This window comes from Leifsonia sp. RAF41 (assembly GCF_052114085.1).
Lineage (GTDB): Bacteria > Actinomycetota > Actinomycetes > Actinomycetales > Microbacteriaceae > Leifsonia.
Genome location: NZ_JBFREB010000001.1, coordinates 2,191,279 through 2,215,279 on the forward strand (window position 1 = coordinate 2,191,279; position 24,001 = coordinate 2,215,279).

The following is a 24,001-nucleotide window of genomic DNA, read 5'->3' on the forward strand; positions in this document are numbered from 1 at the left end:
CGGCCCGACGACATCGAGGACGATGACCCAGCTCGACCCCGCCGCTCCCCCGGAAGGCCCCCTGGAGCACAGCCGCCCCACGCAGCGCAGCCAGGCCAAGGCCGACCGGCGTGCCGCGCTGCTCGGCGCGGCCGCCGGGTTGTTCGCGGAACGCGGCTTCAACGGCGTCTCCATCGAAGACCTGGGCTCCGCGGTGGGAGTGAGCGGTCCGGCGGTCTACCGCCACTTCTCCTCGAAGCAGGCCGTGCTGGAAGCGCTCCTGGTGGGCGTCAGCGAGCGGCTCCTCGTGGGCGGACAGGACGTCGAGGAGGCGCAGGCCGACGCGGCGGCCGCCCTCCGGTCCCTGATCGCCTTCCACATCGACTTCGCGCTCGCGGAGCCCGACACCATCCGCGTGCAGGACCGCGACCTCGACGCGCTCCCGGACTCGGCACGCCGACAGGTCCGCCGCCTGCAGCGTCGCTACGTGGAGGTGTGGATGCGCGTGCTCGGGGAGCTGCATCCCTCCCTCACCGAAGACGAACTGCGGGTCCGCGTGCAGGGTACGTTCGGGCTGCTCAACTCCACTCCGCACACCGCCCGGATCGGCGCGGCCCAGCTGGCACCGGATGCGGTACGCCCCGTCCTCGAACGGATGGCCTGGTCGGCCCTGACCTCGGACTGACCAGCGACCGCCCGTCATCCGCATGGGCTACAGTCCGAAGAACTGCGACAACGGCCCGACGAAGGAGCGACGTGGGCGAGGACACCCCCCGGCTGAGGCGGCACCATCGGGTCCTGCGGGTGGTCGGCGGCGTGCTCGCCGTCGTGCTGGTCCTCATCGTGATCGCGGGCGGGGTCGGCGTGTGGACCATCACACGGTCCTTTCCCCAGACCGCAGGCTCGGTCGATGTCCCCGGCCTGACGAAACCGGTCACGGTGTACCGCGACGATGTAGGCGTGCCGCAGCTCGAGGCATCCACCGCGGACGACCTGTTCCGCGCGCAGGGCTATGTGCACGCGCAAGACCGCTTCTGGGAGATGGATTTCCGCCGTCACGTCACCGCCGGCCGCCTCTCGGAGATGTTCGGCGCGAGCCAGGTGCCGACGGACACGTTCATCCGCACCCTCGGCTGGCGTCGGGTCGCCGAGCAGGAGGTGAAGCTCCTCGATCCGGCGTCGCTGCGCTACTACCAGGACTACGCGGACGGGGTGAACGCCTACCTGAAGAAGCACTCCGGCGCCGAGCTGTCTCTGGAGTACGCCGTGCTCGGGCTGCAGAACGCGTCGTACCGGCCGGAACCGTGGACGCCCGCGGACTCCGTCGCGTGGCTGAAGGCGATGGCGTGGGACCTGCGCTCCAACCTCGAAGACGAGATCGATCGCGCCCTGCTCGCCACCAAGCTCAAGCCCGAGCAGGTCGCCCAGCTGCACCCGGGATATCCCTACACCGGCCACCCGACCATCACCGACCTGGGCGGCGGGGATCCGCGAGCTGTGACGCCGGACGCGCGGCCGGGCGCCGCTGCGTCGTCCGCGAGCGCGGCATCCACCCTGTCCGTCGTCGATCCCGCCGCGTACGCCTCGAAGCTCCAGCAGATCGCGGCGAACGTGGATGCGCTCCCCCAGCTGATCGGACCGGCGGGAGACGGCATCGGCTCCAACTCGTGGGTCGTCGGCGGCGCCCACACCGCAAGTGGGAAGCCCCTGCTCGCCAACGACCCGCACCTCGGTGCCGCCCTCCCGTCCGTCTGGTATCAGATGGGACTGCACTGCACGACGGTGACCCCGGAGTGCCCGTTCGACGTGGCCGGGTTCAGCTTCTCCGGCTTCCCGGGCATCATCATCGGCCACAATGACCGGATCTCGTGGGGCTTCACGAACCTCGGGCCGGACGTCGCCGACCTGTTCGTCGAGAAGGTCACCGGCGACACGTACGAGTACGACGGCAAGCAGGTTCCGCTGCAGAAGCGCACCGAGCGCATCCGCGTCGCCGGCGGCACTGATGTGACGATCACCGTGCGCTCGACGCTCCACGGGCCGATCGTGACCGACATCGGCGATGCGTACGCCGTCATCGCGAAGGACCAGGCGGGCAAGCTGAAAGTGCCGGCCCAGCAGTTCCAACTGTCCCTCGCATGGACCGCCCTGACGCCGGGGACCACGGCGAATGCGATCTTCGCCTTCGATGCCGCACGCGACTGGGGCGCCTTCCGGACCGCCGCACAAGCGTTCCAGGTGCCGTCGCAGAACCTCGTCTACGCCGATGTGGACGGCAACATCGGCTACCAGGCGCCGGGCCTCATCCCGGTCCGGTCGGCGGGCGACGGCACGGTGCCGGTACCGGGATGGACCAGCCGGTTCGGGTGGACCGGCACGATTCCGTTCGACCAGCTGCCCTCTGTCTACGATCCGCCCGCAGGCTACATCGTCACGGCGAACAACGCCGCCGTCGGGCCCGGGTACCCCGCGCTCATCACCGCGGACTGGGACCAGGGCTACCGCGCCAACCAGATCGAGGTGCGCCTGTCCCGACTGTTCTCCAAGGGGACGAAAGTGACCGCCGCGGATATGTCGACGATCCAGTCCGACACGTACGACGCCAACGCCGCCACCCTCGTGCCGGTGCTCCGGGAGGTCGCCGCGAAGCCGGATGCCACCTCCGACCTCCAGCAGGCCGCGCGCCTGCTCGACCGCTGGGACTACCGCGACGACGCCGACAGTGCCGAGGCCGCCTACTTCGCCGTCTTCTGGAGGGAACTGCTGCACGACATGTTCGCGCGGAAGATCCCCGCAGCGACCGCACCGACCGGCGGCGACCGGTGGTTCAGCGTCGTCCAGTCACTCCTCGCAGAGCCGGACTCGGCGTGGTGGGCCGACTCGCACCTCGGGACCAGCGACCGCGACTCGATGATCGCCTACGCGGCCGACCGCGCCTGGGGCGAGACGCGACGTTTGCTCGGTGGCGACCCGGCGGCCTGGCGGTGGGACCGCCTCCACACCCTGACGCTGACGAACGCGTCCCTCGGCGAGTCGGGCGTCGCACCCATCGAGTGGCTGTTCAACCGTGGGCCGTGGCACGTCGGCGGCGGCTCCAGTCTGGTGGACGCCACCGGCTGGGACGCGACCGTGGGCTACACGGTCGGTCGGGTGCCGTCGATGCGGATGGTGGTCGACCTCGCCGACTTCGACAAGAGCACGTGGATCAACCTGACCGGTGCCTCCGGGCACGCGTTCGACAAGCACTACACCGACCAGACGGACCTGTGGGCGACGGGTAAGACCCGACCGTGGCCGTTCTCGGCCGCCGCGGTGAAGAAGGCGGCCGACCAGACGCTCACGCTGCGTCCGGGCACCTGACGTCGAAGGTCAGCGCCCGAGGTCGCGCTCCGGCGACCCCACGTACAGCTGCTGCGGGCGGCCGATCTTGGTCTGCGGGTCGAGGTTCATCTCGCGCCAGTGAGCGATCCATCCCGGGAGGCGGCCGATGGCGAAGAGCACAGTGAACATCCGCGTCGGGAAGCCCATGGCCTTATAGATCACGCCCGTGTAGAAATCGACGTTCGGGTAGAGCTTGCGGTCGATGAAGTACTGGTCGGCGAGTGCGACCTCCTCCAGCTCCTTGGCGATGTCGAGCAGAGGGTCGTGCACGCCGAGCGCCTCGAGCACCTCGTCCGCGGACTGCTTCACGAGCTTGGCGCGCGGGTCGAAGTTCTTGTAGACGCGGTGACCGAAGCCCATGAGCTTGACGCCCGACTCCTTGTTCTTCACTCGCTCCACGAACTTCTGGACGCTCTCGCCCGAATCCCGGATGCCCGCGAGCATCTGCAGGACGGCCTCGTTCGCGCCGCCGTGGAGCGGGCCGTAAAGGGCGTTGATGCCGGCCGAGACCGAAGCGAACAGGTTCGCCTGCGTCGAGCCGACCAGGCGGACCGTCGAGGTGGAGGCGTTCTGCTCGTGGTCCTCGTGCAGGATGAGCAGGCGCTCCAGCGCGCGGGACAGTACCGGGTTCACCTCGTACGGCTCGGCGAGGGTGCCGAAGTTGAGGCGCAGGAAGTTGTCGACGAAGCTCAGGGAGTTGTCCGGGTAGAGGAACGCCTGGCCGAGGCTCTTCTTGTGCGCATACGCGGCGATGACCGGCAGCTTGGCGAGAAGACGGATGGTGGACAGCTCGACCTGCTCCGGATCGGACACGCTCAGCGAGTCCTGGTAGAAGGTCGACAGCGCGGAGACGGCGCTCGAGAGCACCGACATCGGGTGCGCATCGTGCGGCAGCGCGTCGAAGAAGCGGCGCAGGTCTTCGTGCAGCAGCGTGTGCCGTCGGATGCGCTCGTCGAACTCGGACAGCTCGGACGCAGACGGCAGTTCGCCGTGGATGAGCAACCAGGCCACCTCGAGGAAGGTGGACTTCTCGGCCAACTGCTCGATCGGGTACCCGCGGTAGCGCAGGATTCCCTGCTCCCCGTCGATGTACGTGATGGACGAACGCGTGGCCGCCGTGTTCACGAAACCGTAGTCGAGGCTGGTGAGGCCGGTGTCGCGGGTCAGCGAGGAGAAGTCGATGCTCGAGGCGCCGTCGACGCTGGGCCGGATCGGGAACTGCGCGACGCCGCCGGGGTAGCTCAACGTGGCCGACGCGAGCTCAGCCTCCGCTGCGCCTTCGTTCACCGGCGCCTTCTCGGTGCCGGTTCGCTCGGTGCCAGTGCTCTCGGTGCCGAGTCCGCTCACAACGCCTCCTGGTGGGATAGACGGTCCGAGCGCCGATCGTGGCGGCGCTGCTGAAAAACCGTGCCGGTACAGCCTAACGAACGCTGACGACAACTGTCGCATCGGGCAAAGGCTGGGAGAAGCGGTTAGAGAGTCTCTCCAAAAGCACGGAGGCGGGACGCCGCTGCCGCAACGCGCTCATCGGTCGCGGTGAGCGACAGCCGCACATGCTGCGGATAGAAGTCGCCGTAGAAGTGCCCGGGGCCGGCCAGGATGCCCAGGGCGGCGAGCCTCCCGATGCTCTCCCAGGCGTCGCGTCCCTCCGTCGCCCACAGGTACAGGCCGCCCTCGCTGCGGTCGATGCGGAAGCCCGCCGAAGCCAGCGCGGGCCCCAGCAGTTCACGCCGGGCGCGGTACCGCTCCTTCTGCGCCCGTACGTGCCCGTCGTCGCCGAGCGCCGTCACCATGGCGGCCTGCAGAGGCGCGGGCAGCATCAGGCCCGCGTGCTTCCGGACGTTGACCAGGCGACCCACGATGGTGCGGCAGCCAGCCACGAAAGCTGCCCGGTAACCGGCGAGGTTCGACTGCTTGCTGAGCGAGTACACGGCGAGCACGTTCTCGCGGTTCTGGCCGATCACCCGGGGGTCGAGGATGCTCGGGACGCGCTCCGCATCCCACGGCGCGTCCCAGCCCAGCTCCGCGTAGCACTCGTCGCTCGCGATGTAGGCGCCCAGCTCGCGGGCCCGCGCGACGGCGGCGCGCAGTTCCTCAACCGACAGGATCCGGCCATCCGGGTTCCCGGGCGAGTTCAGCCACACGAGGCGGGTGCCCTCCGGCCACTCGGCCGGGTCGTCGCTCGCCATCGCGGTGGCACCGGCCATGGCCGCGCCGATCGCGTAGGTCGGGTAGGCGGCGCGCGGGTGCACGACGATGTCGCCCTCCCCGAGCCCCAGCATGAACGGCAGCAGGGCCACCAGCTCCTTAGAGCCGATGGTCGGCAGGACGTTGTCGACGGTGAGCCCGTGGACGCCGCGGCGCCGCTCGAACCAGGCGACGATCGCCTCCCGAAGCGCCGGGGTGCCGACGGTCTGCGGATAGGCGTGCGCGTCGGTGGCGTGCGCGAGCGCCTCCCGGATCAGGTCGGGCGTCGGGTCGACGGGCGAGCCGATCGACAGGTCGACGATGCCGGAGTCGTCACCGAACGGCACAGCCGCCCTGGCCCGCTCGGCGTAGGGCGCCATGAGATCCCAGGGGTAGTCCGGGAGCTCCTGTAGGGCCACGGTCAGTGAGCCTGGGGAGGAAGCGCTGCGATGACCGGGTGATCCTTCTGGATCACGCCGACCTTCGCGGCACCGCCGGGCGAGCCGATGTCGTCGAAGAACTCCACGTTGGCGCGGTAGTAGTCCTTCCACTCCTCGGGCAGGTCGTCCTCGTAGTAGATGGCCTCCACGGGGCAGACCGGCTCGCAGGCGCCGCAGTCGACGCACTCGTCGGGGTGGATGTACAGCGACCGTTCGCCCTCATAGATGCAGTCGACGGGGCATTCGTCGATGCACGCCCGGTCCTTCACATCGACGCACGGGAGAGCGATGACATAGGTCACAGTGGTTCGGATCCCTTCACGAGAGCTACCCTGCTAGCTTATGCCGTCGCGAGCGGACCGGCGTCCGTGCACGTCCGGCCAGGCGAGGGCGATAGCGGCGATCAGGATCGTCCCGACCAGCCACACCTGACCGGCGAGGTTGTTCGGGATGAGCACGGAGCCGCCGGCGCTCTGCTGCGAGAACAGCAGGATCACGGCGATCGCGCCGAGCGCCGCGAGCAGGGCCGGAAGGCGGCTGTGACCGAGCAGACGCAGGCCGGTGAGCAGCGCGGCGAAGGCGAGCAGCGAGCCGATGAGACCGAGCGGGATGGCGATCCCCCAGGTGACCGAGATCCCGTGGGCGACCGTGCCGATCGCGCCGAACACGGCACCGACGAGCACGAGCAGGATGGCGCTGACGATCCGGCTGAGCATTCTCGAATCCTAGCTGGACACTTTCAGGGTCGTGTCATACGCTCGATGGGTAAGGTTAGCCTTACCAATCCCCGCCCCCGATCGTCGACAAGGTCCACTGTGCTCGCGAACTACCTGATCGGCCTCCGCGAAGGCCTCGAGATGGCGCTCATCGTCACCATCCTGATCGCCTACGTGGTGAAGCTCGGCCGCACCGACGTGCTCTCCAAGATGTGGATCGGCGTGGGTGTGGCACTGGTCGTGCCGCTCGGGATCGGCGCAGCGCTCACTTGGGGTCCCTACGGCATGAGCTTCCAGGCCCAGGAGATCCTCGGCGGCACGCTCTCGCTGGTCGCGGTCGGGTTCGTCACGTGGATGGTGTTCTGGATGGGCAAGACCGCCCGCACCATGAAATCCACCCTCCACACCCGCCTCGACTCCGCGCTCGTCGGTGCGGGCTGGGGCGTCGTCCTGCTGGCCATGCTCAGCGTGGGCCGCGAGGGCATCGAAACCTCCCTCTTCGTCTGGGCGACCGTGGCCAGCGCCGGCGGAACGTGGGAGCCGGCCGTCGGTGCCCTGCTGGGCCTCGCCAGCGCCGCCGTGCTCGGCTTCCTGCTGTATCGCGGCATGGTCAAGATCAACCTCGGCACGTTCTTCACCTGGACGGGCGCCTTCCTCATCCTCGTCGCCGCCGGCGTGTTCGCGTACGGCCTGGGCGACCTGCAGGAGGCCGGCCTGATCCCCGGCGGCAGCGTCCACGCCTACGACATCAGCGGCGCCATCCCCTCCTCCAGCTGGTATGGCACGGTCGCCGCCGGCATCGTCAACTTCAACCCGTCGCCCAGCTGGCTGCAGGTCGTCGGCTGGGCCGGCTACCTGCTCGTGGTCGGCTTCTTCTACCTCCGCCAGCACCGCGCCTCCGGCCGCCCGGCCACGGCGAAACCGACTCCCGCCGCCGCGCCCGCGTCGCACGCGCACGTAGCCTCCTGACCCGACCCCACCGCAGAAAGCACAGCACACCCATGCCCCGACTCCGTCCGCTCGCTGCCGTCACCGCGTCCCTCGCCGGCGCAGCCGCCCTCGCCGTCGCATTGACGGGCTGCGTGCCGAACAAGGCCGACGCCACCGCCGAAGCGATCGCCGTCTCGCTCACCGACTCGAAGTGCACCGTGTCGACGAACACCGCGAAAGCCGGGCCGATCACGTTCCAGGTGACCAACAACGGCACGGACGTCAACGAGTTCGAGCTGCTGGCCACCGACAAGCTGCGCATCGTCGGCGAGAAGGAGAACATCGGCCCAGGAACGACGGTCAACTACGTCGTCCAGCTCGCCGAGGGGAAGTACTTCTCCGCCTGCCGCAAGGGCATGGTCGGGCAGCCCAACAACGTCGCCGCCTTCACCGTCACAGCGGGCTCCGGCAAGACCGTCTCGCAAAGCGAGAGCAAGCAGGTCGCCCAGGCGGTCGCCAACTACACGGGCTACGTCAAGGACCAGGCGGGCGCCCTCCTCACGGCCACGAAGACCTTCGCCGCGGCCTACTCGGCCGGTGACGCGGACGCCGCGCGAGCCCAGTACGCATCCACCCGCGCCTTCTACGAGCGGATCGAGCCCACCGCCGAGCAGTTCGGCGACCTCGACCCGGCGCTCGACCTCCGCGAGGCGGACCTCGAACAGGGCCAGGACTGGACCGGCTGGCACCGGATCGAGAAGGACCTCTGGGCCCCCGCCGGCTACACCCCGGTCGACGGCGCCACCCGCACGCAACTGGCGGACAAGCTGGTCGCCGACACGCAGAAGCTCTACGACCTGGTGCACGCGAAGGACTTCGCCCTCACCATCGACCAGATCTCCAACGGCGCCATCGGGCTGATGGAGGAAGTCGCCGGCTCGAAGATCACCGGTGAGGAGGAGGCCTTCTCGCACACCGACCTGCAGGACTTCCAGGCGAACCTCGAAGGGGCGCAGGTGGCGTACGGCGTCGTCCGCGACATCGCCGCGGGCAAGGGCAGCAACGGTAAGGACGTCGTCTCCAAGCTGGATGCGGAGTTCGCCGCGATCGCGAAGACGCTCGCGCAGTACAAGGCCGGGGACGGCTTCGTCAGCTACACGGAGCTGAGCACCGACCAGGTCAAGGCGCTCTCCGACCAGGTGAACGCGCTCAGCGAGCCGCTCAGCCACCTCACCTCGATCATCGTCAAGTAGGGCCCGTGACGCAGCACCACCCGGAGGACGCCGAGCCCGCCGAGCCCGCCGAGCCCGGCGAGCCCGCCGAGCCAGGCCGCGGGCTCTCCCGTCGCGGGATGCTCGGGCTGGCCGGCGCGACCGTCGGCACCGGTCTGGTCGGTATCGGCGCGGGCGTTGCTGCCGACCGCGCGGTGCTGGGCGCCTCGGCCGCGGCATCCGAGACGTATCCGTTCTACGGCGCGCACCAGGCGGGCATCACGACGCCTGCGCAGGACCGCCTCCACTTCGCCGCCTTCGACACCGTCGCCGGCCTCGACCGCGACGGCCTTATCGAACTGCTCCAGGACTGGACGACCGCCGCGGCACGCATGACGCAGGGACGACCGGCCGGGAAGTACGGCCCTGCCTCGGGCCCGCTGGACGCTCCACCCGACGACACGGGCGAGGCTCTCGACCTGCCGCCGGGCGGCCTCACCCTGACGTTCGGTTTCGGGCCGACCCTCTTCCGGGCCGCCAGCGGGGAAGACCGCTTCGGCATCGCTTCGCGTCGACCGGCGGCCCTCGTCGACCTGCCGCGCTTCCCCGGCGATGCGCTGCAGGATGGGTTGAGCGGCGGCGACCTCTGTGTTCAGGCCTGCAGCGACGATCCGCAGGTCGCCGTGCACGCCATCCGCAACCTGTCCCGCATCGCGTTCGGCCGTGCCGCGATCCGCTGGTCGCAGCTCGGGTTCGGGCGCACGTCGTCTACCTCGCGCGCGCAGTCCACCCCGCGCAACCTGTTCGGCTTCAAGGACGGTACGGCCAACATCAAGTCGGAGGACCAGTCCGTCGTCGAAGACCAGGTCTGGGCCGACGGCGGCGACGGCGCCTCCTGGATGGCGGGCGGTTCCTACCTCGTGGCGCGGAAGATCCGGATGGTGATCGAGACGTGGGACCGGCAGCAGCTCGGTGAGCAGGAGCGCATCATCGGCCGCGACAAGGGCGAGGGCGCCCCGCTCTCCGGCGGCACGGAGTTCACCTCACCGAACTTCCTCGCGCTCGCCAAGGACGGCGGAACGAAGATCGACCCGGACTCGCACGTGCGGCTCGCACACCCGACCGTGAACGGCGGCGCACAGCTGCTGCGTCGCGGCTACAACTTCGTAGACGGAAACGACGAGCTCGGACGCCTCAACGCGGGGCTGTTCTTCATCGCGTTCCAACGGGACCCGCGGACGCAGTTCATCCCCATCCAGCGGCGTCTCGCGGCGAACGACCTGATGAACGAGTACGTCCGCCACGTCGGGTCGGGCGTGTTCGCCGTGCCGCCGGGGGCCAAGCAGGGGTCGTTCGTCGGCGCGGGGCTTTTCTCGTAGGCCGGCCGACGCGGCTCAGGAGCCTGTGGTCGGCGTGGGGCTCGGCGCCTTCCCCTTCGACACCGAGTAGTTGGCGACCCAGCCGTTGCTGCCCGCGTCGGTGACGACGACGAGCACGCCGTAGGTGCCGTTGTTGAACGTTCCCGTCCCTCCACCGTTGGCTCCCTGGGCGCCGAAGTCGCCGCTGAAGCCGGCATCGGTCAGCTGCTTGGCGATCGAGGTGTAGGCGTCGCCGCCGGGCACCTTGACCGTGACGTTCCACACCTTGTCGTCGCCCGAGCCCAGGGCGGCGCCGAAGACGACGTCGTCACTCGCAAGCGGCACGGCCTTCGGGAAGTCAGACGGCACCGCGGTGCCGCCGATGTCCACGTTGCCGCCGGACACATCCTTCACCACCCCCTGGAAGCTGCACGCCGTCAGCGCGGGAGTTGCGCCGAGCAGCAGAACGGCGGCGAGCGGGAGGGCGAGGAGACGGCGGTTCATACGTCCATTGTCGATCACACCGCCGGGGGGATGGCTGCGGGAAACGACGAAGATCCCGGCCGCTCGGGCCGGGATCTCCGTGACGTCAGGGTACGGCCGGTGTCAGACCGATGCGTCCTGACGCTTCAGGCGGGCGGCGGCGCGACCGCGGGCGGTCGCGTCCAGCTCCACCTTGCGGATGCGGACGGCCTCCGGGGTCACCTCGACGCATTCGTCGTCGCGGGCGAACTCCAGGCACTCCTCGAGCGTCAGCTGACGCGACGGCGTCATCGACTCGAAGTTGTCGGCCGTCGACTGACGCATGTTCGTCAGCTTCTTCTCCTTGGTGATGTTGACGTCCATGTCGTCGGCACGCGAGTTCTCACCGATGACCATGCCCTCGTAGACCTCCTCCGTGGGGTTCACGAAGAACGTCATGCGCTCCTGGAGGGCGATGATGGCGAACGGAGTGACCACACCGGAGCGGTCGGCCACGATCGAGCCGTTGCTCCGCGTGATGATCTGACCGGCCCAGTCGTCGTAGCCGTGCCCGATGGCGTTGGCGATGCCGGTGCCGCGGGTGGTGGTCAGGAACTCGGTGCGGAAGCCGATGAGGCCGCGCGACGGGACGATGAACTCCATACGGACCCAGCCGGTGCCGTGGTTCGACATGTTCTCCATACGGCCCTTGCGGGCTGCAAGAAGCTGCGTGATGGCGCCGAGGTACTCCTCCGGAGCGTCGATGGTGAGGTGCTCGTACGGCTCCTGCAGCTTGCCGTCGACACGCTTGGTGACCACCTGCGGCTTGCCGACGGTGAGCTCGTAGCCCTCGCGGCGCATCTGCTCGACCAGGATGGCCAGGGCCAGCTCGCCGCGGCCCTGCACCTCCCACGCGTCGGGGCGGCCGATGTCGAGCACGCGCAGCGAGACGTTACCGATCAGCTCACGGTCGAGGCGGTCCTTCACCATGCGGGCGGTCAGCTTGTGACCCTTGACCTTGCCGACCAGCGGCGAGGTGTTGGTACCGATCGTCATGGAGATCGCGGGCTCGTCGACGTGGATCGCGGGGAGCGGACGCACGTCCTCCGGGTCGGCCAGGGTGTCGCCGATCATGATGTCGGCGAAGCCGGCGACGGCGACGATGTCGCCGGGGCCGCCGGACTCGGCCGGGTAGCGGTCGAGCGCCTTGGTCATCATCAGCTCGGTCACGCGCACGTTGTGCACGTCACCGTCGTGGCGGACCCAGGCGACGGTCTGGCCCTTGCGGAGCGTGCCGTTGAAGATGCGGAGCAGCGCCAGGCGCCCGAGGAACGGCGAGGCGTCGAGGTTGGTGACGTGCGCCTGCAGCGGGGCCTCGGGGTCGTAGCTGGGAGCCGGGATGTGCTCCAGGATCGCCTCGAACAGCGGCTCGAGGTCGTCGTTGTCGGGCAGCTCGCCGTTCTCGGGGCGGTTGCGGCTGGCGGCGCCGGCGCGGCCGGACGCGTACACGACGGGCACGTCGAGGATCGCGTCGAGGTCGAGGTCGGGCACGTCGTCGGCCAGGTCGCTCGCGAGGCCGAGGAGGAGATCCTGGCTCTCGCTGACGACCTCCTCGATGCGCGCGTCGCCGCGGTCGGTCTTGTTGACGGCGAGGATGACGGGAAGCTTCGCCTCGAGCGCCTTGCGCAGCACGAAGCGGGTCTGCGGCAGCGGCCCCTCGGACGCATCCACCAGCAGGACGACGCCGTCGACCATGGACAGGCCGCGCTCGACCTCGCCACCGAAGTCGGCGTGGCCCGGGGTGTCGATCACGTTGATGGTGATCGGTCCGTTCGCGGCGTGCTTGCCCTTGTACGAGATCGCCGTGTTCTTGGCGAGGATCGTGATGCCCTTCTCACGCTCCAGCTCGTTGGAGTCCATGGCCCGCTCCTCGACGTGCTCGTGGTCACCGAACGAGTTGGTCTGTCGGAGCATGGCGTCGACCAGCGTGGTCTTGCCGTGGTCGACGTGGGCGACGATCGCGACATTGCGCAGATCGTCGCGGTGGGCGACGGCGTTCTCGGACATGCGTGAAGACTCGACTCTCGTCAGAAGGAAGGAGGGGAACGGTCCATCCTATCGCGGATCCGCTCCCCTTCTCCTGTGTCCGCTGTCAGCGAGCGCCTCCGGCTCGCCGAGCGCGTCTTACAGCCCCTGCGCGACCGGCGGCTCCGGCTGCTGCGGCTCCGCCGGAACGACGGGTCCCGTGGCGACATCGTCGGAACCCGCGGCCAGCAGCTCGAGCCGCAGGGCGCGGCGGGCGCGCTGCTGGTCCGGGTCGGGCAGCGGCACCGCGGCCAGGAGGCGCTGCGTGTACGCCTCCTTCGGGTAGCGGAGGATCTCGTCGCGCGTGCCGACCTCGACCAGATGACCGTGGTGCATCACCGCGATGCGGTCGGCGAGCACGTCGATGACCGCCAGGTCGTGCGTGATGAACAGGCAGGCGAAGTTCATCTCCTTCTGGAGCATCTGCATCAGCTCCAGCACCCGCGCCTGGACCGAGACGTCGAGCGCGCTCGTCGGCTCGTCCGCGATGAGCACCTGCGGCTTCAGCGACAACGCGCGGGCGATGCCGACGCGCTGCTTCTGGCCGCCCGAGAGCTCGTGCGGGAAGCGGCTGCGGTACGCACGCGGCAGCTCGACGCTGTCGAGCAGCCGGTCGACCTCGCGGGAGAGGTCAGCACCCTTCAGACCCTTGGCCAGCCGAAGCGGCTCGCCGATCGAGTCGGAGATCTGCAGGCGCGGGTTCAGCGACGACGACGGGTCCTGGAAGACGATGCCGACGTTGCGGTGCAGCTTGCGGATCTCATCCCGGCCCGCGGAGCTGATGTCCTGGCCTGCGACGACCAGCTTCCCGGAGTGGATGGGCAGCAGTCCGATCGCGGCGCGGCCGAGCGTGGTCTTGCCCGAGCCCGACTCGCCCACCAGGCCGACGACCTCGCCCTCGTGGATCTTCAGGTCGATGTCGCTCGCAGCGCGGAATGCGGGGACGCGCCCATGCTTCGGATACTCGATCGCCACGTTCTGGAAGTCGACGACGACCTCCCGCTTGTCCATCTCGGCCTTCTCGTGCTCCGCCTGCGCGGCGCGCTCGTTGGCCCGGATCCTCTCGGTGAACTCGGCGTCCGGGTGAGCGGTGCCGGCGGCGAGGGCAGCCGTCGTGTCGATCTCCTCGTCCTCGCGCTGGCCCAGGTGCGGGACGGCGTCGAGGAGGGCGATCGTGTACGGGTGCTGCGGATTCGCGAAGACGTCCTTGACCGTCCCGGCCTCCACGATGTCGCCCTTGCGCATGACGACGATGTTGTCGGCCAGGTCGGCGACGACGCCCATGTCGTGCGTGATCAGCAGGATGGCGCTGTCGAGCCGGTCGCGGAGGCTGCGCAGCAGCTCCAGGATCTCAGCCTGGACCGTGACGTCGAGCGCGGTGGTCGGCTCGTCCGCGATCAGCAGCTTCGGGTCGCACGAGATCGACTGCGCGATCATCGCGCGCTGCCGCTGGCCGCCGGAGAGCTGGTGCGGGTACGAGTTGAACGCCTTCTTCGGGTCGGGGAGCTCGACCATCGCGAGCAGCTCGAGCGCCCGCTCCTTCGCCTCGTGCGGCGACATGCCGAAGTGGATGCGCAGCGTCTCGATGATCTGCGAGCCCACCGTGTAAACCGGGTTCAGGGCGGTCATCGGCTCCTGGAAGATCACAGCGACCTGACGTCCGCGCACGCGGCGCATCTGCGGCTGGCTGAGGCCGGTCAGCTCGCGGCCGTCCAGCTTGATCGAGCCGCGGACGCGGGAGTTCTTCGGCAGGAGGTCGAGGATCGCCATCGAGCTCGCGCTCTTACCGGAGCCGGACTCACCGACGATGGCGAGCACCTCGCCAGCGCGGATCTCGTAGTTGAGCTTGTTGGCGGCCGGCACCCACTCGCCGTCCACACCGAAGTCGACGGAGAGGCCGGTGACCTCGAGGACGGGGCCGCCGGTCGCGGCGCCGACCGGAGCCGTGGTGGTCTCGGTCATGATTCGTGGTTCCTTTCGGGGGCGTTCGGGCGGGATGAGAACATGGAGCCATGCCCTACGTCTCCGCCGCAGAACGCGAGGTTTTCGTGTCCCGGTTCAACCGGGTCCTTGCCGCCCTGATCTGGGCGGCCGCGGCCGCTCTCACAGTCGGCCTGCTGGTCAGCGTGCACGACGCGCGGCTGCTGTACATCGTCCCGGGCGCCCTGATCGCTCTGATCGCCTGGGCGATGCTGTGGCGTCCGAGTTTCACGGTCGCGGACGATGGTCTCACCGCCGTCAACGTCACCCGGACGGTACACATCCCGTGGGAGGCGCTCATCCATGTCGACACCAAGTACGCGCTGACCCTGTACACACCCGGGCACAAGTACCCGGTGTGGGCGGCTCCCGCTCCGGGCACGGCGCGCACGCTGCGCGCCACCCGGGACGAGACGAAGGGTCGCATCGGCCGTCCGAGCGTCGAGGACACCGTTCGCCGCCCGGGCGACCTGCTCTCCACCGAATCGGGCGCCGCCGCCGAGGTCGTGCGCCGGCGCTGGGCCGAACTTCAGCAGGCCGGCGTGATCGAACCGGGCACCGCGGACGCCACGCCCGTGATCGTGCGCTGGCACGTCGCATCGCTGGTCGGAATGACGATACTCGCGGCCGGCGCCGTCGCCGCCCTGCTCCTGGCCTGAGGAGGCCGGCAGCAGCGCGACGGGCGCGGTGGTCACAGCACGTCCTCCGCGAGTGCCGCACCGGTCCGTCGACCACCGTCGTCGCCCTCGCCGTCCTCCGGCTCCTGCTCCCGCATCTTGCGGAGGTTGAACCGGCGGTGGCGGGGATCGAACGCGTCGCGCAGGCCGTCGCCGACGAAGTTGACGAGGAGCGCGAGCGTCACGATGAACGCACCGGGCCACCAGAACAACCACGGGCGGGTCTGGAACGCCGACTCGTTCGAGCTGATCAGCAGACCCAGCGACACATCCGGCGGGCGGATGCCGAATCCGAGGAACGACAACGCCGTCTCGAGCAGGATCGCGGAGGCCATGATCAGGGTCGAGGCGACGATGACCACGCCGATGGCGTTCGGGAGGATGTGCTTGAAGATGATGCGCGCATCCGAGGCACCCGCAACCCGGGCGGCTTCGACGAACTCCCGCTCACGCAGCGACAGGAACTCTCCGCGGACCAGACGGGCGATGCCCATCCACGAGAAGAAGCCGAGCATGAGTGCCAGGAAGAACGCGCCGAGACCGCCGAAGGTGTGACCGACCACCGAGCCGATGACAAGGGCCGGGATCACGATGAACACGTCGGTGATACGCATCAGGATCGCATCCACGACGCCGCGGAAGTACCCGGCGATGGCACCGACGACAACTCCCACGACACTCGCGATCACGCCGAGCACGACCATGACCAGCACCGAGTTCTGGATGCCACGCATCGTGAGGGCGAAGTAGTCCTTGCCGATGCGGTCCTGGCCGAAGGGGTGCTCCCAGGTCGGCGATCCCTGCTTGACCTGGGCATTGAGCTCGGTGAAGTTGTACTTCCACCAGCCCGGGATCGGTCCGATGCCGATCGCCGAGATGGAGAACGCCACGATCAGGACGAACAGGATGACGCTGGCGACGGCCAGCTTGTTCGAGAGGAAGCGCTTCCAGATCAGTTTGCCCTGGCTGACGGGCGGGGCGCTCGGCTCCTGCAGCTCGTCGGCGATAAGCGGTTCAGTAGTAGACATCAACGGACCCTCACTCTTGGGTCGAGCGCGGCGTAGCTCAAGTCGGCCAGGAAGTTGAACAGGATGGCCATGGCCGCGATGATCACGAAGTACGCCATGACCGGATTGAGGTCACCTCGGAAGAGGCCCGCGTAGAAGAGCGAGCCCATGCCGGGGATTGCGAAGACCTTCTCGGTGATGATCGCTCCTCCGAGGAGCGCGCCGACGTCGAAGGCGACGAGCGTCGTGATCGGGATGAGCATGTTGCGGAACGCATGCCGTACGACCACCGTGCGCTCGGGGAGGCCCTTCGCGCGGGCGGTCCGGATGAAGTCCTGGTTCAGGACCTCCAGCATCCCGGCCCGGGAGTACCGGGTGTACGAGGCGAACGAGATCAGCAGGAGGGCGACGGTGGGCAGCAGGAGGTGCGTGAACGTGTCCAGCCCCGTCACCCACATGTCTCCCTCGAGACCGGGGGTCGAGGAGCCCACGGTCGCGATCGGGCGACCGTTGGTGTCCTGGAAGTACGTCGGCCACGCCTGCATGAACCGGTCGACAACGATGAAGAAGCCCGACACGATGGCCACGATGACGGAGACGCGCATGTTCTGGCCGCGGTCGTAGCCGCCGACGAACCAGCCGATCGCCAGACTCACGATGATCGACACGATGGCGAGGATCACGATCGTGGCGACCGTCGACACGTCGAACAGCGGCTGCAGGGCGAAGTAGCAGACGAGCGACACAGCACCGGTGATGGCCGCCGAGATGAGCGCGCGGCGGTTTTGCAGTCCGGCGATCAGCGCGGTCGCGCCAATGACCGCGGCCGCGATGAGAAGGGTCATCACGATCGGACCGAGGCCGGGCACGAGGAACCAGTTCGTCGCCGACATCAGCAGCAGCACGCCGGCGGTGGCGACGCCCGAAATCACGAACGTCAGCAGGCGGCGCCTGCGGTCACCGCCGATGAGCGACTGCCAGATGAGGCCGGCCACCACGCCGATGATCACTGCCAGCCACCAGGGGATGGTCGGATGCACCAGGAAGTCGTTGAAGCCGATCGCGACGAACTCCTTGAGGAGCACCGCGACGAGGAACGCCGGCAGGGAGTACAGGAAGAAGCTGAGGAACGTGACGACGTTGTCGAGTCCGCTGTACTGCCGAAGGGCGGTGACGATGCCGATGGTGACACCGAGCAGGATCGCCAGGATGAGGGCGACGGTGACCAGCTGGACCGTCGAGGTCAGCGCCGTCGGCAGGATGTCGACGACCTTCGCGTTCGAGATGGTCGAGCCCAGGTCACAGGCGTTGGCGAACGGGATGAGGCACTTCGCTGCGCCTCCCAGCCAGAGAAGCCAGCGCAGCGGCGGGGCGACATCGAGCTGGAGCAACTGGACCCGCGCGCTGATGAGCTGGGTCTTGTTCGGGGAATTGCTCGACCGCAGATCCTGGAGCGGGTCGGCACTGTAGGCCACCAGCATGTACATCAGGAATGATGCGGCGATGATGATGAGCACTGAGACGAGAAGGCGCCTCAGGATGAAACTCGCCATAGGGTTCGGAACCTTTACTGACAGGACGCGCTGAACGGGGTGTCGACGAGGGGGTCGCCGAGCGCGTTGCTTCGAAGGAGGAGGCCGGGTCGCGACCGCCGACTACATGATACGGGGCGCCGGTGGAAACCGGCGCCCCGCCGCAGGAGAGTGCCCGGGGTTCACCCGGGCACTCTCGCTGTCGGAGATGTTACTTCGAGGAGGAGGACTTGACCGACCACTCCCAGAAGTTCCAGAACGGACCGGTCTGGTTGCCCATGTACTTCACGCCGTCGACGCGAGACGTGGCACCGAAGACACCGGGGAGCTGGAACAGCGGCAGACCATAGCCATCCTTGAAGGTGGCCGTGTCGATCTTCAGCTCGAGCTTGGTCAGCTCGTCCTTGTCCAGGGTGGTCTGGGTCTGAACCGCGGTGTCGTTCTGAGCGTTGTAGCGGTTGTAGTTACCGCCGCCACCGGTGGTGAACAGCTGGGGGATCTGCGACGTACCGGCACCCGGGCTGATCCAGCCGAAGAGCGATGCGTCGTAGTCGCCACCCGGGAGCAGCTTGCTCCAGTCGGGCGAGCCGGCGTCGACGACCTTGAAGCCGGCCTTGGAGGCCGAGGCCTGGATGGCCTGGAACTCGTCGACACGGTTCGGGTTGTTCGTGTTGTACAGGATGCGGACCGTCGGGGTGGCACCGGCGAGCAGCGACTTGGCGCCGTCGATGTCGACCTTCGCGTACGCGTCGGAACCGTTGTTCTTGACGGCGTTCGCGTAGTCGTCCTGGTTCGGCAGCCAGATCTGGGAGTCGAGGACCTTGGCCTTCGGGTTCACCGGCGTCACGATCGAGTCGAGGATCTGCTGACGCGGGATCGTCTTCAGGAACGCCTCACGGACCTTCGGGTCGCTGAACGTCGGCGAGCCGAAGTTCAGGTCGAGGTGGTCGTACGACGCCTGGTCGCCGGTCAGCACCTTGGCGCTGGTCTGCTTCAGGGCGGTCAGGGTGTCCGCAGAAGCCTGCGGGTTGATGATGTCGACCTCACCGTTCTGAAGAGCGGTGACCTGAGCGTTGGCGTCCGGGATGATGCGGAAGACGATCTTGTCTACGTTGGGCTTGTTGCCGCCCCAGTAGTACTTGTTCTTCGTCATCGTGACCGACTGGCCGGGGGTCCACGCCGAGACGACGAACGGGCCGGACGAGACGAGGAGGTCCTTGTCGGTCGGGAACGCCGTGATGTCGTAGCCGGTGTTGACGAAGTCCGCCGCCTTCTTCAGGGTCGGGTCAGCAGGCTGCGGGTTCGACTTGTCTCCCTTGGGGAGACCCTTCAGCAGCTTGGTCAGGTCGGCGGCCGAGGAGAGGCCCGCCTTCTTGGCCACGATGTGCGCGGGCTGTGCGATCGGGTTGAAGAGCTCCCAGTCCACGAACGGCTTCGCGTACTTGAGCGTGATCGTCCGGTTGTCGTCGCTCACGGTCGGGTACGCCGTCTGGTCGATACCGGCGGTGCCCGCGGCGGGCGTGAAGTACTGCGTGCCCGTGGTGACCTCGCCGCTGTCCGGGTTGAGCGTCGCCGAGTCGTAGTAGCCGGACTGCATGGCCCATCCCAGGATCATGTCGTCGGCGGTGACGGGCTCGCCGTCGGACCACTTCGCATTGGAGGGAAGGGTGTACTTGACCGTCAGCGGGTCGTCCGAGGTCTTCTCGAACTTTCCGAAGGTGTCGTCGTGGACGATCTTGTAGTTGTTGTCGATGTACTGGAAACCAGAACCGTACGAGCCGTCGAGGTAGCCGACCTGGCCGTTGGTGTCCAGGTTGCCCTGAGGCGTCTGAGAGTTCAGCGATGTCAGGTCGTTGACGACAGCAACCGTCACGGTGCCGCCTTTGGCAGCGGACGAGGTGCTGGTGCTACCGGACGTGGTGCAGGCCGACAGCGCGAGCGCGGTGACGCCGGCGATGGCGATCGCGCCGACCGCCAACCTGCCCTTTCTTCCGTTGATGTGCAATGTTCCTCCTGTGCGAAGTGTGCGACGGTGCAGGCGTGCGAGAGTGCCTGTCCCGCGCGGGATAAGAATGACCCTAGGTATCGCCGGGAGCGATTGCAAAATAGCCGGGCAAAACGTTACATAGTGGTAACTCAGTCGACGGATTCCTGCACGAAGCGCACAAAAACGATGAAATCGTTCGCGTAATGCAACGATCTCCCTGTCCGTATCCCTGGCTCGGGCCTGGCAGGATGCACCTATGAGTGAGACGCGGACCTGGAGCGGCGAGACCCCCGTCGCGCGGGACGGCCGGGCCCGGCTGTGGTGGGAGATCGCCATCGTCCTGGGGCTGTCGCTCGGGCAATCGGCTGTCTACTCCATCGTCACGATCGTCGACCGATCCACGCAGAGCACGCCGCTTTCCGACCAGACGGCGCAGGTCAATCCGAGCCAGTCCAGCCGCGAAGTCTTCGACTTTCTCTATCAGGTGCTGGGCAACCTGTTCCCCCTCTTCGCGGTGGCGCTGGTGATCTACCTGCTCTGGCAGCCGCAGCGGAGCGGCTTCCGCCGCATCGGTTTCGACCTCACCCGGCCGGCGCGAGACCTCGGCGGCGGGGCGCTGCTCTTCCTCGTCATCGGCGTGCCCGGCATCCTCTTCTACGCCGTCACGCGCCTCCTCGGCATCACCGTCGCGGTGCAGGCTTCGCCGCTGGACGCGCACTGGTGGACGGTGCCCGTCCTCATCCTCGCCGCCCTGCGCGCCGCGCTGCAGGAGGAGGTGATCGTGGTCGGCTATCTGTTCACCCGGCTGCGGCAACTGGGCTGGGGAAAGTGGACGATCATCATCGCGGCGGCCCTGCTGCGCGGCAGCTACCACCTCTACCAGGGCTTCGGCCCCTTCGTCGGCAACGCGATCATGGGCGTCGTCTTCGGCTGGTGCTACACCCGCTGGGGCCGCGTGATGCCGCTCGTCGTCGCCCACACGATCATCGACATCGTCTCGTTCGTCGGCTACCCCCTCGCCGTCGCCTGGTGGCCCTCCATCTTCGCCTGACTCCCACCGTCGAGTCCGCGAAGACTGTACGAATCCGGCGGGATTCTGTGCAGTCTTCGCGGACTCGACGGTGGGGAGGGGGAAGAGCGGTTAGGCGAAGGCCTCGGGGGGCGGGCAGGCGCAGAAGAGATTGCGGTCGCCGTAGGCCTGGTCGATGCGGCGGACGGGAGGCCAGTACTTGTCGCGGACGAGGGCCGGGACGGGGTAAACCGCCTGCTCGCGCGAGTACGGGTGGCTCCAGTCGGAGGAGACGACCGACTCGGCGGTGTGTGGCGCGTTGCGCAACGGGTTGTCGTCCGACGGCCAGTCCCCCGCCGCCACGGCGTCGGCCTCCTCGCGGATCGCGATCATCGCGGCCACGAAACGGTCGAGTTCGGCGAGGTCCTCGCTCTCGGTGGGCTCCACCATGAGGGTGCCGGCGACCGGGAACGACATCGTCGGCGCATGGAAGCCGAAGTCGATGAGCCGTTTGGCGACATCGTCGACCGTCACGCCGGTGCGCTCAGTGAGCGGGCGGACGTCGAGGATGCACTCGTGCGCGACCAGGCCGTCCTCACCCGCGTAGAGCACCGGGAAGTGCTCGCGCAGCCGTGCGGCGACGTAGTTCGCGGCGAGCACGGCCGCGCCCGTCGCATCCTTCAGCCCCTCGGCGCCCATCATCCGGACGTACGCCCAGCTGATCGGCAAGATGCTCGGGCTGCCGTACGGCGCTGCCGAGACCGGCGCGCCGCCGTGCTCCACCCGTCCGCCGCCCGCGAGCGGATGCGTCGCATCCTGAGCCAGCGGATGCCCGGGCAGGAACGGAGCCAGGTGCGCCTTCGCAGCGACCGGGCCGACACCGGGGCCTCCCCCGCCGTGCGGGATGCAGAACGTCTTGTGCAGGTTGAGGTGGCTGACGTCGCCCCCGAAGTCGCCGAACCGGGCGTACCCGAGCAGAGCGTTGAGGTTGGCACCGTCGACGTATACCTGGCCGCCCGCGTCGTGGACCGCCTGGGTGATCGCGACGACCTCGTGCTCGTAGACGCCGTGGGTCGACGGGTAGGTGATCATGAGCGCGGCCAGAGTCTCGGAGTGCTGCGCGATCTTCGCGCGCAGGTCGTCGAGGTCGACGTTGCCGAGCTCATCGGTCGCAACGACGACGACGCTCATCCCGGCCAGCACGGCCGAGGCGGCGTTGGTGCCGTGGGCCGACTGCGGGATGAGGCACACCGTCCGCGCCAGATCGCCGCGCGAGCGGTGGTAGCCGCGGATCGCGAGCAGTCCGGCGAGCTCGCCCTGGCTGCCCGCGTTCGGCTGCAGGGACACGGTGTCGTAGCCCGTGACGTCGGCCAGCCACTGCTCCAGCTGGTCGATCAGTTCGAGCGAGCCGGCGACATCGGAGGCCGGGGCGAAGGGATGCAGGGCCGCGAACTCGGGCCAGGTGACGGCCTCCATCTCGGTCGCCGCGTTCAGCTTCATCGTGCAGGAGCCGAGCGGGATCATCCCGCGGTCGAGGGCGTAGTCGCGGTCCTGCAGCAGGCGCAGGTAGCGCATCATCGCCGTCTCGGAGTGGTGCGTGTTGAAGACCGGGTGCGTCAGGTACGCCGACTCGCGCGCGAGTCCGGCGTCGAAGGAGGACTCCGACGGCAGATCGAGCGCAACGTCGTCACCGTCGACGGTGCCCCCGAGCACGCGGATGAGGTCGGCCAGGGGGAAGTCGCCATCGCGCAGGTCGGCGGCCGACTCCTCGTCCAGGCTCAGCGAGACCAGGCCTGCATCCGTCGCGTGCAGCAGCATCCCGTGGTCGTGGGCGCGCGCGACGACCGTCGCGGCGTCATCGACCTCGACCTGGAGCGTGTCGAAGAACGACCGCGACACGACCTCGACGCCCGACGCCCGCAGCGCCTCGGCGACGGCGGCCGTCGTCAGGTGCACCTGACGACCGATCGCGCGCAGTCCGGACGGGCCGTGGTAGACCGCGTACATCGCGGCCATGACGGCGAGCAGCACCTGAGCGGTGCAGATGTTGGAGGTGGCCTTCTCGCGGCGGATGTGCTGCTCGCGCGTCTGCAGCGTGAGCCGGTAGGCAGGCTTGCCCACGGCATCCTGCGAGACGCCGACGAGACGGCCGGGGAGCTGACGCTCGAGGCCCGCGCGGACGGCCATGTAGCCGGCGTGCGGACCGCCGAAGCCCATGGGCACGCCGAAGCGCTGGCTCGTGCCGACGGCGACGTCGGCTCCGAGCTCGCCGGGAGCGCGCAGCTGCGTCAGTGCGAGCAGGTCGGCTGCGGCGACGACGACGGCGCCGGCCTCCTTGGCGGTACGGATGGCGCCGGACGGATCCCAGACCCGCCCAGAGGCCCCGGGGTACTGCACGAAGAGGCCGAACGCGTCCGACAGCTCGGGCGCATCCGCCGCCAGGCTCGCCAGGTCGAGCACGACCAGCTCGACACCGACCGCCTCGGCGCGGTTGCGGAGCAGTGCGATCGTCTGCGGGAACGTGTCGGCGTCGACCACGAACCGAGCCGACTTCGCCTTGGAGGCACGGCGCGCCAGCAGCATCCCCTCGACGACGGCCGTCGCCTCGTCGAGCATGGACGCGTTGGCCGTGTCGAGCCCGGTCAGGTCGGAGACCATGGTCTGGAAGTTGATCAGCGCCTCCAGCCGGCCCTGCGAGATCTCCGGCTGGTACGGCGTGTAGGCGGTGTACCAGCCCGGGTTCTCGAGCACGTTCCGTTTGATGACCGCCGGGGTGATGGTTCCGTAGTAGCCGAGGCCGATGAGGCTGCGGTTCACGGTGTTGCGGGCGGCCAGCGCACGCAGCTCGCGCAGCGCGGCACGTTCGCCGAGCGGCGCGGGCAGGACGGATGTGCGCGCGCCGTCCACCCTGATGGAGTCGGGGACGGCGGCGGAGACGAGCTCCTGGACGGAGGCCCACTCGCGGGAGGCAGCGGCGCCGATCGCGGACAGCATGGTGCGCTGCGCGTCGTCGTCAGTGCCGATGTGACGCGCAGGGAAGAGGTCGGTCATGAAGAGTGA

The 24,001-nt window shown here is 68.6% G+C and carries 18 protein-coding genes; 7 read left to right on the forward strand and 11 right to left on the reverse strand.

Going from position 1 to position 24,001, the window contains the following annotated elements:
• Positions 1 to 22 precede the first annotated feature (22 nt).
• Positions 23 to 664 carry an SACE_7040 family transcriptional regulator gene (locus AB4Y74_RS10565; protein ID WP_441799039.1) on the forward strand — a complete coding sequence of 214 codons (642 nt, stop codon included), beginning with the start codon at positions 23 to 25 and terminating at the stop codon, positions 662 to 664.
• A gap of 71 nt (positions 665 to 735) precedes the next feature.
• Positions 736 to 3,339 carry a penicillin acylase family protein gene (locus tag AB4Y74_RS10570; protein ID WP_441799040.1) on the forward strand — a complete coding sequence of 868 codons (2,604 nt, stop codon included), beginning with the start codon at positions 736 to 738 and terminating at the stop codon, positions 3,337 to 3,339.
• A gap of 9 nt (positions 3,340 to 3,348) precedes the next feature.
• Here AB4Y74_RS10570 and AB4Y74_RS10575 read toward each other — a convergent pair whose 3' ends face one another.
• From AB4Y74_RS10575 to AB4Y74_RS10590, 4 genes are all read right to left on the reverse strand, one after another.
• Positions 3,349 to 4,605, reverse strand: coding sequence for a citrate synthase (locus AB4Y74_RS10575; RefSeq protein WP_441800437.1), 1,257 nt, complete (start codon positions 4,603 to 4,605; stop codon positions 3,349 to 3,351).
• Positions 4,606 to 4,832: 227 nt separating this feature from the next.
• Entirely contained in the window at positions 4,833 to 5,966 is a 1,134-nt protein-coding gene (gene dapC, locus AB4Y74_RS10580) for a succinyldiaminopimelate transaminase (protein ID WP_441799041.1), read from the reverse strand.
• A 2-nt stretch (positions 5,967 to 5,968) separates the two neighbouring features.
• Positions 5,969 to 6,289: a ferredoxin gene (gene fdxA / locus AB4Y74_RS10585; protein ID WP_441799042.1), complete on the reverse strand. Its 321-nt coding sequence runs from the start codon at positions 6,287 to 6,289 to the stop codon at positions 5,969 to 5,971.
• Between the two features lie 33 nt (positions 6,290 to 6,322).
• Positions 6,323 to 6,703 (reverse strand): hypothetical protein, encoded by a 381-nt coding sequence (locus tag AB4Y74_RS10590; RefSeq protein WP_441799043.1) that lies wholly within the window; start codon positions 6,701 to 6,703, stop codon positions 6,323 to 6,325.
• 99 nt (positions 6,704 to 6,802) lie between these two features.
• Between AB4Y74_RS10590 and efeU the strand changes: the two genes are divergently transcribed.
• From efeU to efeB, 3 genes are read left to right on the forward strand one after another with little or no spacing between them, the layout of a single operon-like run.
• The gene (gene efeU / locus AB4Y74_RS10595) at positions 6,803 to 7,672 is read left to right on the forward strand and encodes an iron uptake transporter permease EfeU (protein ID WP_441799044.1); all 870 of its coding nucleotides are present in this window, start codon (positions 6,803 to 6,805) and stop codon (positions 7,670 to 7,672) included.
• Between the two features lie 32 nt (positions 7,673 to 7,704).
• Complete coding sequence (efeO, locus tag AB4Y74_RS10600) at positions 7,705 to 8,886, forward strand: iron uptake system protein EfeO (RefSeq protein WP_441799045.1); 1,182 nt, start codon at positions 7,705 to 7,707, stop codon at positions 8,884 to 8,886.
• 5 nt (positions 8,887 to 8,891) lie between these two features.
• Positions 8,892 to 10,223, forward strand: a complete 1,332-nt coding sequence (gene efeB, locus AB4Y74_RS10605; protein WP_441799046.1) for an iron uptake transporter deferrochelatase/peroxidase subunit — start codon at positions 8,892 to 8,894, stop codon at positions 10,221 to 10,223.
• Between the two features lie 15 nt (positions 10,224 to 10,238).
• On the opposite strand, the gene AB4Y74_RS10610 is transcribed toward efeB, so the two are convergent.
• The 3 genes from AB4Y74_RS10610 to AB4Y74_RS10620 all read right to left on the reverse strand — a co-directional run bounded on the left by AB4Y74_RS10610 (position 10,239) and on the right by AB4Y74_RS10620 (position 14,711).
• On the reverse strand, positions 10,239 to 10,706 hold the full coding sequence (locus AB4Y74_RS10610; protein WP_441799047.1) for a hypothetical protein: 468 nt from the start codon (positions 10,704 to 10,706) through the stop codon (positions 10,239 to 10,241).
• A 102-nt stretch (positions 10,707 to 10,808) separates the two neighbouring features.
• Positions 10,809 to 12,731, reverse strand: a complete 1,923-nt coding sequence (gene typA / locus AB4Y74_RS10615; RefSeq protein ID WP_441799048.1) for a translational GTPase TypA — start codon at positions 12,729 to 12,731, stop codon at positions 10,809 to 10,811.
• Between the two features lie 117 nt (positions 12,732 to 12,848).
• Complete coding sequence (locus tag AB4Y74_RS10620; RefSeq protein WP_441799049.1) at positions 12,849 to 14,711, reverse strand: ABC transporter ATP-binding protein; 1,863 nt, start codon at positions 14,709 to 14,711, stop codon at positions 12,849 to 12,851.
• A 50-nt stretch (positions 14,712 to 14,761) separates the two neighbouring features.
• On the opposite strand from AB4Y74_RS10620, the gene AB4Y74_RS10625 reads away from it, so the two are divergent.
• On the forward strand, positions 14,762 to 15,388 hold the full coding sequence (locus AB4Y74_RS10625) for a PH domain-containing protein (RefSeq protein WP_441799050.1): 627 nt from the start codon (positions 14,762 to 14,764) through the stop codon (positions 15,386 to 15,388).
• Between the two features lie 32 nt (positions 15,389 to 15,420).
• On the opposite strand, the gene AB4Y74_RS10630 is transcribed toward AB4Y74_RS10625, so the two are convergent.
• The 3 genes from AB4Y74_RS10630 to AB4Y74_RS10640 form a co-directional block, all read right to left on the reverse strand.
• Entirely contained in the window at positions 15,421 to 16,434 is a 1,014-nt protein-coding gene (locus AB4Y74_RS10630; protein ID WP_441799051.1) for an ABC transporter permease, read from the reverse strand.
• Positions 16,434 to 17,966 carry an ABC transporter permease gene (locus AB4Y74_RS10635; RefSeq protein ID WP_441799052.1) on the reverse strand — a complete coding sequence of 511 codons (1,533 nt, stop codon included), beginning with the start codon at positions 17,964 to 17,966 and terminating at the stop codon, positions 16,434 to 16,436. The genes AB4Y74_RS10630 and AB4Y74_RS10635 overlap by 1 nt, the downstream gene beginning before the upstream one ends.
• A gap of 190 nt (positions 17,967 to 18,156) precedes the next feature.
• The gene (locus tag AB4Y74_RS10640; protein ID WP_441799053.1) at positions 18,157 to 19,950 is read right to left on the reverse strand and encodes an ABC transporter family substrate-binding protein; all 1,794 of its coding nucleotides are present in this window, start codon (positions 19,948 to 19,950) and stop codon (positions 18,157 to 18,159) included.
• Positions 19,951 to 20,188: 238 nt separating this feature from the next.
• Between AB4Y74_RS10640 and AB4Y74_RS10645 the strand changes: the two genes are divergently transcribed.
• Complete coding sequence (locus tag AB4Y74_RS10645; protein ID WP_441799054.1) at positions 20,189 to 20,983, forward strand: CPBP family intramembrane glutamic endopeptidase; 795 nt, start codon at positions 20,189 to 20,191, stop codon at positions 20,981 to 20,983.
• Between the two features lie 90 nt (positions 20,984 to 21,073).
• On the opposite strand, the gene gcvP is transcribed toward AB4Y74_RS10645, so the two are convergent.
• The gene (gene gcvP / locus AB4Y74_RS10650; protein WP_441799055.1) at positions 21,074 to 23,992 is read right to left on the reverse strand and encodes an aminomethyl-transferring glycine dehydrogenase; all 2,919 of its coding nucleotides are present in this window, start codon (positions 23,990 to 23,992) and stop codon (positions 21,074 to 21,076) included.
• Positions 23,993 to 24,001 lie beyond the last annotated feature (9 nt).